The sequence below is a fragment of the Candidatus Frankia nodulisporulans genome (genome assembly GCF_902806475.1).
Lineage (GTDB): Bacteria > Actinomycetota > Actinomycetes > Frankiales > Frankiaceae > Frankia > Frankia umida.
In genome coordinates, this window is sequence record NZ_CADCWS010000225.1 from 1 (window position 1) to 6,706 (window position 6,706).

Sequence of the window (6,706 nt, forward strand, 5' to 3'; positions counted from 1 at the left end):
CGACGGGCTGGCCCAGCCCGAACGACGCGACGATCCGCCGGTGGGCCTCGGGCTCGCCGGCTGAGCGGGCCTGGCCATGACAGCCGAACCGGAGCCGTCCGGCGACCCGCCGCGTCATCTGGTGGTGGCCGGTTGGCAGACTGGTGCCGTGCGCGTCTACCTGCCTTCGACCCTCGCCGCCGCCCGCCCGGTGTGGGAGTCCGGGGAGGTCCCCGCCGGCACCGGCTACGCGGTGACCCCCGCCCTGCGTGAGTGGTACGCCCAGTCGAAGTCGGAGGAGGAGCTGGAGTACGCCGTCCTGCATGACGCGGCCCGGGCCAGCCTGCGCCTGCTCGACGCCGATCCGCAGGCCCCCCGCCGGCGGCTGGTGTTCGTCGCCGAACTCGCCGACGGCCAGGTCCGGGTGCGTGACGATCTGGACCGCGGCGCCGTCGAACTCGACTTCCCGGTGCCGTGGTCGGCGATCGAGGCCATCCACGTGGACGACGGTGGCGACGAGGAGGTGCTCGCCGCGGTCCGCGATGCCGCCGACCAGATCCTCGAGGCCGACCTCGGTGGTACGGACGCGGCCTTCACCGTGGACAGCGCCGAGGGCTTCGAACTGCTCTGGTTCGCCCCCCAGGAACTCCCCGACCTGCTCTGAGCACCGCGCGTCGCGGATCGGCCACCCGGCCTGATCGCCGCGCGCCCGGGATGGCGGCCGGCATCCGGATGCGCACGCGTCGCGCGCCGGGTCAGCACACATACCGGGCGGTCCGGCACGGATCGGAATCCTCGTGCGCCTACCGGTGCGGGTGACAACGGTTGGGGCTCCCCGGGGCGCGGTCCACGTCGGCTGTTGCGAATAATGGGGATAGCGCCGCTCCCGTCCGCTCGGATCCTGATCCGGGCGGTGGTGGCGGTGAGACCCCCTTGTTCCTGTTGACATTCCTCGTCGCGAGATGCCGGCTCCCGTCGCACGGGTGTGGATCTCGAACGACCCACCGCGGTAGGGAGGCTGACAGCCCATGCTGTACCTCGCCGGGCAGATCCTGGCGTACGTGCTGGTGGCGATGGTCATCGGCGCGGCGCTGGCGTGGGTGTTCCTGATCGCCCCGTTGCGCCGGCAGATCCGGACCGAACGCGCGGCCCAGCGGCCGGGCACCACCGCCACCACGGACGCGACCGACACCACCCGGCCCGGGCTGGTCTCCAGCACCTCCCGGGACGAGCCGGTGGTCGCGATCGGCCGCCCGGTCGCCGGATCCGCGAACGAGCCGGCCGGGACGTCCACGACCACCGCCACGCCAGCCGAGCCCGTCCCGACCGAACCCGTTCTGGCGGCTGCACCCGCCCTGGCCGAGCCCGTCCCGGCTGAACCGGTGCTGGCTGAACCGGTGGCGGGCGCACCGGTGGGAAGCGGGCCAGTCCATGACGGCCCGGTCGCGCTCGAACCCGCCGTGAGCGAGCGACTCGTGGCCGTGTCCGATGTGGGCGGGTCCGGTGCGGCCGAGCCCGGTGTGGCTGAGGATGAGCCGGCTGAGGGCGAGCCGGCCGGGGGCGAGTGGGGCGCTGGCAGGCCGGCGGTGGGTGCCGAGCTGGCCACCACCGGGCCGATCACAATGCCGCTGCACATGGTGCGGGCGGTGGAGCCGGTGGCCGAACTCGTCGATCTGCTGCGCCGGCAGCGCGACGACGCCGCGTTGGAGCGAGCCGATCTCACGGCCCGACTGGCGGTGGCCGAGCAGCGGGCAGCCGAGGCCGAGCAGCGGACCTCCGCCGCCGAGCGGCACGCCGTCACGGCGAGCGCCCGGGTCGAGGAGATCGACGCCGCGCTGCGGGCCCGGGTGGAAGCGGTCACCCGTCCGGTGTCCGAGGCCGGACCGTCCTCGGTCGAGATCGAGGACGACGCCGCGATCGAGCCCGGGGTCGCGATCGCGGCTGGGGCCGTGACCGAGGCCGGGGTCGCGTCCGACGGGGCCGATGACGTCCTCGACGGGGCGCCGGAGCGGGTCGCACCGCCGAGCGGGCCGACCGTCGCCGAGCTCGTTCAGGCGGCCGAACACCTTCGTCAGCAGTTGGACGAGGCCGAAGGGCGGGCCGCGAAGTTCTCCTCCCGGCTGGCGATGGCCCGCACCGAGGCGGAGGACGCCCAGCGCCAGGTGGCCACCCTGAGCACCCGGCTTGACCGGCATCAGGCCGAATGGGCGGTCGAGCGGCAGCGGCTGCTGAGCCGCATCACCCGCTCGGAGACGGCGGTGGGTCTCGAACCGCCGACCGGCGTCGAGACAGCGGCGGACGTGGCGCCGCGGGCGGTTCCGCCGCAGGCGGCCACGGTCGATCCGCTGACGGACGTCGAAACCACGGCGGATGCCGAAGTGGTGGCGGATGCCGAAGTGGTGGCGGATGCCGATCCGGAGGCGGACGTCGATGCCACGGCGGATGCCGAGGTGGTGGACGTCGAGGTGGTGGACGTCGAGGTGGTGGACGTCGAGGCGGCGGTCGAGGTTCCGGTGGCGCGGGTTCGTCCGATGGGGGCGGTGACCAAGGAACGGCCGTCAGCGGTGGCCGGGGCGCCGCTACGTGGCCCGGCGGGGCTCGCGACCTCGCCCGGGGTCCGGCGCGGAGCCACCGGCGAGCAGACCGCCGGCGGCCAGGTGGTGATGGAGCCCTCCCCGCGGTGGAACGGGCTGCTTGACCCGTCCGCTGTCGGTGGGGACAACCTCAAGGAGATCGTCGGGGTCGGCCCGGTGATCGAGTCCCGGCTGCGGACACTGGGCATCACGACCTTCGGGCAGCTCGCCGAGATGGGCGACACCGACGTCGAGCGGCTGGCCCGCATGCTGGACGGTTTCGGCGACCGGATCATCTCCGACGACTGGGTCGGCCAGGCCCAGGACCTCCAGGTCCGCCACTACGGCGGCGTCTGAGACCGCCGTAGTGTGCCGTCCGCCGGCATGGGGGCGTCACAGCCCGGAGATGAGGCCTTCGATCTCCGCCTCGAGGATGCGGCGATCGGTCACGTCGCTGTAGAGCCACAGATGGCCGCGGTAGCCGTCACCCGCGGCCAGGGTGATGTGGCTGCGCTCGAAGAAGCGTCCGTCGGCGAACATCACCGGCTCGCGGCGCAGGGTCCGACGTCGGCGTAGCAACGTGTCGAGGCGGGCGGCGAAACCGGAGGGGTCGTCGACGAGTCCGGCCCGCGGCCGCAGATGCCGGCGGCAGTCGGTGCCGACCAGGTCGACGGGCGACTCGGCCAGGTCGAACAGGTCGCAGTACAGCTGGTTGACGGCGACGACGGCGCAGTCCCGGTCGGCGATCAGCACGGCGGTGGTGAGCTCCGCGAGCAACGTGGTCAGCCACCGTTCGCGATCCCGGCAGGCATCCTCGATGCGGCGCATCTCCGCGAACATGCAGCCGCAGCCGTCGTGGTGGTGCGCGGACCTGGTCCGTCCGATGTCATCCGGGTGCAGGTCGGCCTCCTCGTCCCGGTGCAGGACGACGGCCGCCCGCCATTCCGCGCCGGGTGGCAGCGCACCGCGCGGGTATGTCGGCGGACGCTCCTCCACCGCTCCCCACGGAGTCTGCCGTCCGGGTGTGGGTTCGCCGGGCATCGGACGACGCGGCAGCGGAACGTTCCAGCGCCGCTCCGGGTCACCGGCCAGGCCACGGTCCGGGCCGGTTCCACGGTCCGGGCCGGTTCCACGGTCCGGGCCGGTTTCCTGGTTGGAGCCCGCGCCCTGACCGGACGGCCCCCGGTGGCTCGACCGCGGGTTCTTCTCGGACGTCGGATGCTGGCTCGCGGCCGAGCCCAGACCGGCGGCGGGGCTTTGACCGGTGGCCGAACCCTGGCCCGCGGCCGAACCCTGGCCGGCGGCGGGGTCGGGCAGTCGGCGGCCGGCCGGATGGTTGGCGGAATGGCCGAGCGGGTGGCCGTCGCGACGATCGGTCGGATCCTCGTGACGCGGCGGATTCTCGTAGCGTGTCGGTCCGTCCTCGGGCCCGTCCGCCGCGCCGAGGGCCCGGGCGGCCTCGTCGAACGGGTCGCCGAACAGCTCCTGGTCGAAGGCGCCACGCTCGAACGGACGCTGTTGGAACGTCCGCCCGTCGAACGAGCCCGGTTCGAAGGCGCTGGAGTCGAACGTGCCGTGGTCGAACGTCGCCTGCTCGAACGAGTCGCGATCGAACGCGCCCTGGTCGAACGTGCCGTGGTCGAACGAGGGGTCCGGGTCGAAGGACTGGTCCTCGGCGAACGGCCCGAGGTCACCGAAGGGCCCGTGGCCCAGCAGATCATGGTCCAGCGGGCCGAGACCCAGCGGCCCGACGTCCATGGGCTCGGCCCTGATGGACTCGATGGGATCGACGCCCCGCGGATCGACGCCCAGCGGGCGGAAGTCGAAGCGGCTGGGGTCGAGGAGTTCGGGGTCCAGCTGTATCGGGTCGAGGGCGATGGGCGGCGCGGGGGTGAGCGTGCCGACGAATCGGCGGGTGCCGTCGCCCGAGGTCGATTCGACGGTGTGCAGGATCGCGGCCGGACGGGTCGGCTCGTCGGCGTCGGCCAGCCGAATCCGGACCGAGAACGCATCACCATGGGTGATCAGCCGTTGCCAGTGGTTGCTGACAGTGGCGACGTCCTCCGGCTGGAGGATTTCGTCCAGGCGCAGTCCGACGGCGTGGTGGCGGGGGAGCCCGGTGAGCGTCGACCAGGTCTCGTTCACGAAGACCAGTCGGCCCGTCGCATCCGTTGCGAATACCGCGATCGGGCAGTTCTCGACAATTCGCCAGAACATTTCCCAGGCGGTTGTGGTGAACCTGTCGGACGGTTCCGGTTCCGGATTCTGATTCATCGCCCCGCACCTTTCGGTCCGGCGGTCGTGCCCGGGTGGATGCGATCCGCCCGCACCGTTACAGCGGTCCGACGAGCATCTCGCGGACGGCGGGCGAGCCCAGATGGCGATGGCTGACCGGACACGGAAGTGACCCCCGAGGCAGGTGTGGACCGTCTGTCGGATGAGATCGGCAGGGTGGGGGAGTCTCTACCGGTCGATCCAGCGGGCGGAATGTGACACGACGGGTGTGCGGATTAGGGAACGCTGCGAGGCTATCGCCTCCGAGCGGATTCGAGGCCGTAGTCCCACGGGCGTTTCCGGGGCGCTCCGTGCGCTGTCGTGTGCACCCGACGTGTGCGTTCAGCGACGGTCCTGCCCCGTTCCGTACCTAACCGTGACCGCAAAATTGATGCGGAGAGTAATCATCAGGGCAGTCAAGGTCGGCCGCTGTGCGCTCCGTGAGCTTGCTGTGTCCTATCCGGCCTGAGGGTCGCTACGAGGTTGTGCGAACGTTGATGCGTCTGTCCCGAAGTTCGGGGCTTGATTGGCGGTGACCCTCTTTCTACGCTTCGTAGCTATTGGTCGCGTGGCGGGCGGCGGAAGAGACACGGCCGGAGGAGCAGCGGTTTTCGTGGCGGTGGCACGCAACGGGTGGATGGACGCCACCTCCCATGTCGAGGACGAGGTGCGTGAACTCGTCCGTCGGCGTTCCCTGGACCCGGTGCACGATCCGGCGCTGGTGCGCAATCTCGTGCACGAGGTGCTGGCGGACTACGAGGAACGAGTCCTGGTCAGCGACCTTCCACCGGTCGCCGACCGGGATCTCACCGCCCGCCTGGTCTACGACGCGGTCGCTGGCTTCGGCCCGTTGCAGCGCCATCTCGACGATCCGACCATCGAGGAGATCTGGATCAACGAGCCGGGCCGGGTATTTATCGCCCGGCATGGTCGCAGCGAGCTCACGACCACGATTCTCACCGCCGATCAGGTTCAGGACCTGGTCGAACGAATGCTGAAATCGTCCGGCCGACGGGTGGACCTGTCCACCCCGTTCGTCGACGCCATGCTTCCGGACGGCTCCCGCCTGCACGTCGTCATCCCGGATGTGACCCGGGTGCACTGGTCGATCAACATCCGCAAGTTCGTGCTCAGCGCCGCGAGCCTGGACGAGGTGATCGGTCTCGGCACGATCACCGCCGCCGCCGCGTTCCTCGAGGCCTCGGTCGTCGCCAGGCTCAACATCATCGTGGCCGGCGGCACCCAGGCCGGCAAGACGACCATGCTCAACTGTCTCGGATCAGCCATCCCGGCCCGGGAACGAGTGATCTCCTGCGAGGAGGTCTTCGAGCTCAAGCTGCGCTCCCCCGACTGGGTGGCCATGCAGACCCGCCAGGCCAACCTCGAGGGCAGCGGCGAGATCCGGCTGCGCCGGCTGGTCAAGGAGGCGCTGCGGATGCGCCCCGACCGCCTGCTCGTCGGCGAGGTCCGCCAGGAGGAGGCACTCGACCTGCTCATCGCGCTGAACTCCGGCCTGCCCGGTATGTGCAGCCTGCACGCGAACTCCGCCCGCGAGGCGGTCACGAAGCTGTGCACCCTGCCGCTGCTGGCCGGGGAGAACGTCAGCCACGCCTTCGTCGTGCCGACCGTCGCCGCCAGCGTCGACCTCGTCGTTCATCTCGCCAAGGACATCAGCGGCCGGCGCCGGGTCACCGAGATCGTCGCGCTGCCCGGCCGGGCGGAGGGCGACATCGTGGAGATCGCCCAGATCTACCGCACCCGGGCCGACGGCCTGGTCCGCGCGGACGGCTATCCGCCGCACGTCGAACGCTTCGCCCGCGCCGGTTACGACCTGCCGAGCCTGCTCTCCCACGGTGACCACGACCAGCACCAGCGTGGCT

Annotated in this window: 4 protein-coding genes; 3 read left to right on the top strand and 1 reads right to left on the bottom strand. The window is 71.4% G+C overall.

Going from position 1 to position 6,706, the window contains the following annotated elements; genetic code table 11:
* The first annotated feature begins 76 nt into the window (after positions 1–76).
* Both G6R24_RS16630 and G6R24_RS16635 read left to right on the top strand, forming a co-directional pair.
* On the top strand, positions 77–643 hold the full coding sequence (locus G6R24_RS16630; protein WP_476695803.1) for a DUF6912 family protein: 567 nt from the start codon (positions 77–79) through the stop codon (positions 641–643).
* A gap of 364 nt (positions 644–1,007) precedes the next feature.
* On the top strand, positions 1,008–2,909 hold the full coding sequence (locus G6R24_RS16635; RefSeq protein ID WP_163550154.1) for a hypothetical protein: 1,902 nt from the start codon (positions 1,008–1,010) through the stop codon (positions 2,907–2,909).
* Positions 2,910–2,945: 36 nt separating this feature from the next.
* Here G6R24_RS16635 and G6R24_RS16640 read toward each other — a convergent pair whose 3' ends face one another.
* Positions 2,946–4,826, bottom strand: coding sequence for a PAS domain-containing protein (locus G6R24_RS16640; RefSeq protein ID WP_163550155.1), 1,881 nt, complete (start codon positions 4,824–4,826; stop codon positions 2,946–2,948).
* Positions 4,827–5,463: 637 nt separating this feature from the next.
* Here G6R24_RS16640 and G6R24_RS16645 point away from each other — a divergent pair.
* Positions 5,464–6,706 (top strand): TadA family conjugal transfer-associated ATPase (locus G6R24_RS16645; RefSeq protein WP_163550157.1); only part of this gene is annotated, 1,243 nt, incomplete at its 3' end.

Excerpts from the sequence above, each read along its gene's own strand:
- G6R24_RS16630 (WP_476695803.1), top strand. The coding sequence starts at position 77 with ATGACAGCCGAACCGGAGCCGTCCGGCGACCCGCCGCGTCATCTGGTG.
- G6R24_RS16635 (WP_163550154.1), top strand. The coding sequence starts at position 1,008 with ATGCTGTACCTCGCCGGGCAGATCCTGGCGTACGTGCTGGTGGCGATG.
- G6R24_RS16640 (WP_163550155.1), bottom strand. The coding sequence starts at position 4,826 with ATGAATCAGAATCCGGAACCGGAACCGTCCGACAGGTTCACCACAACC.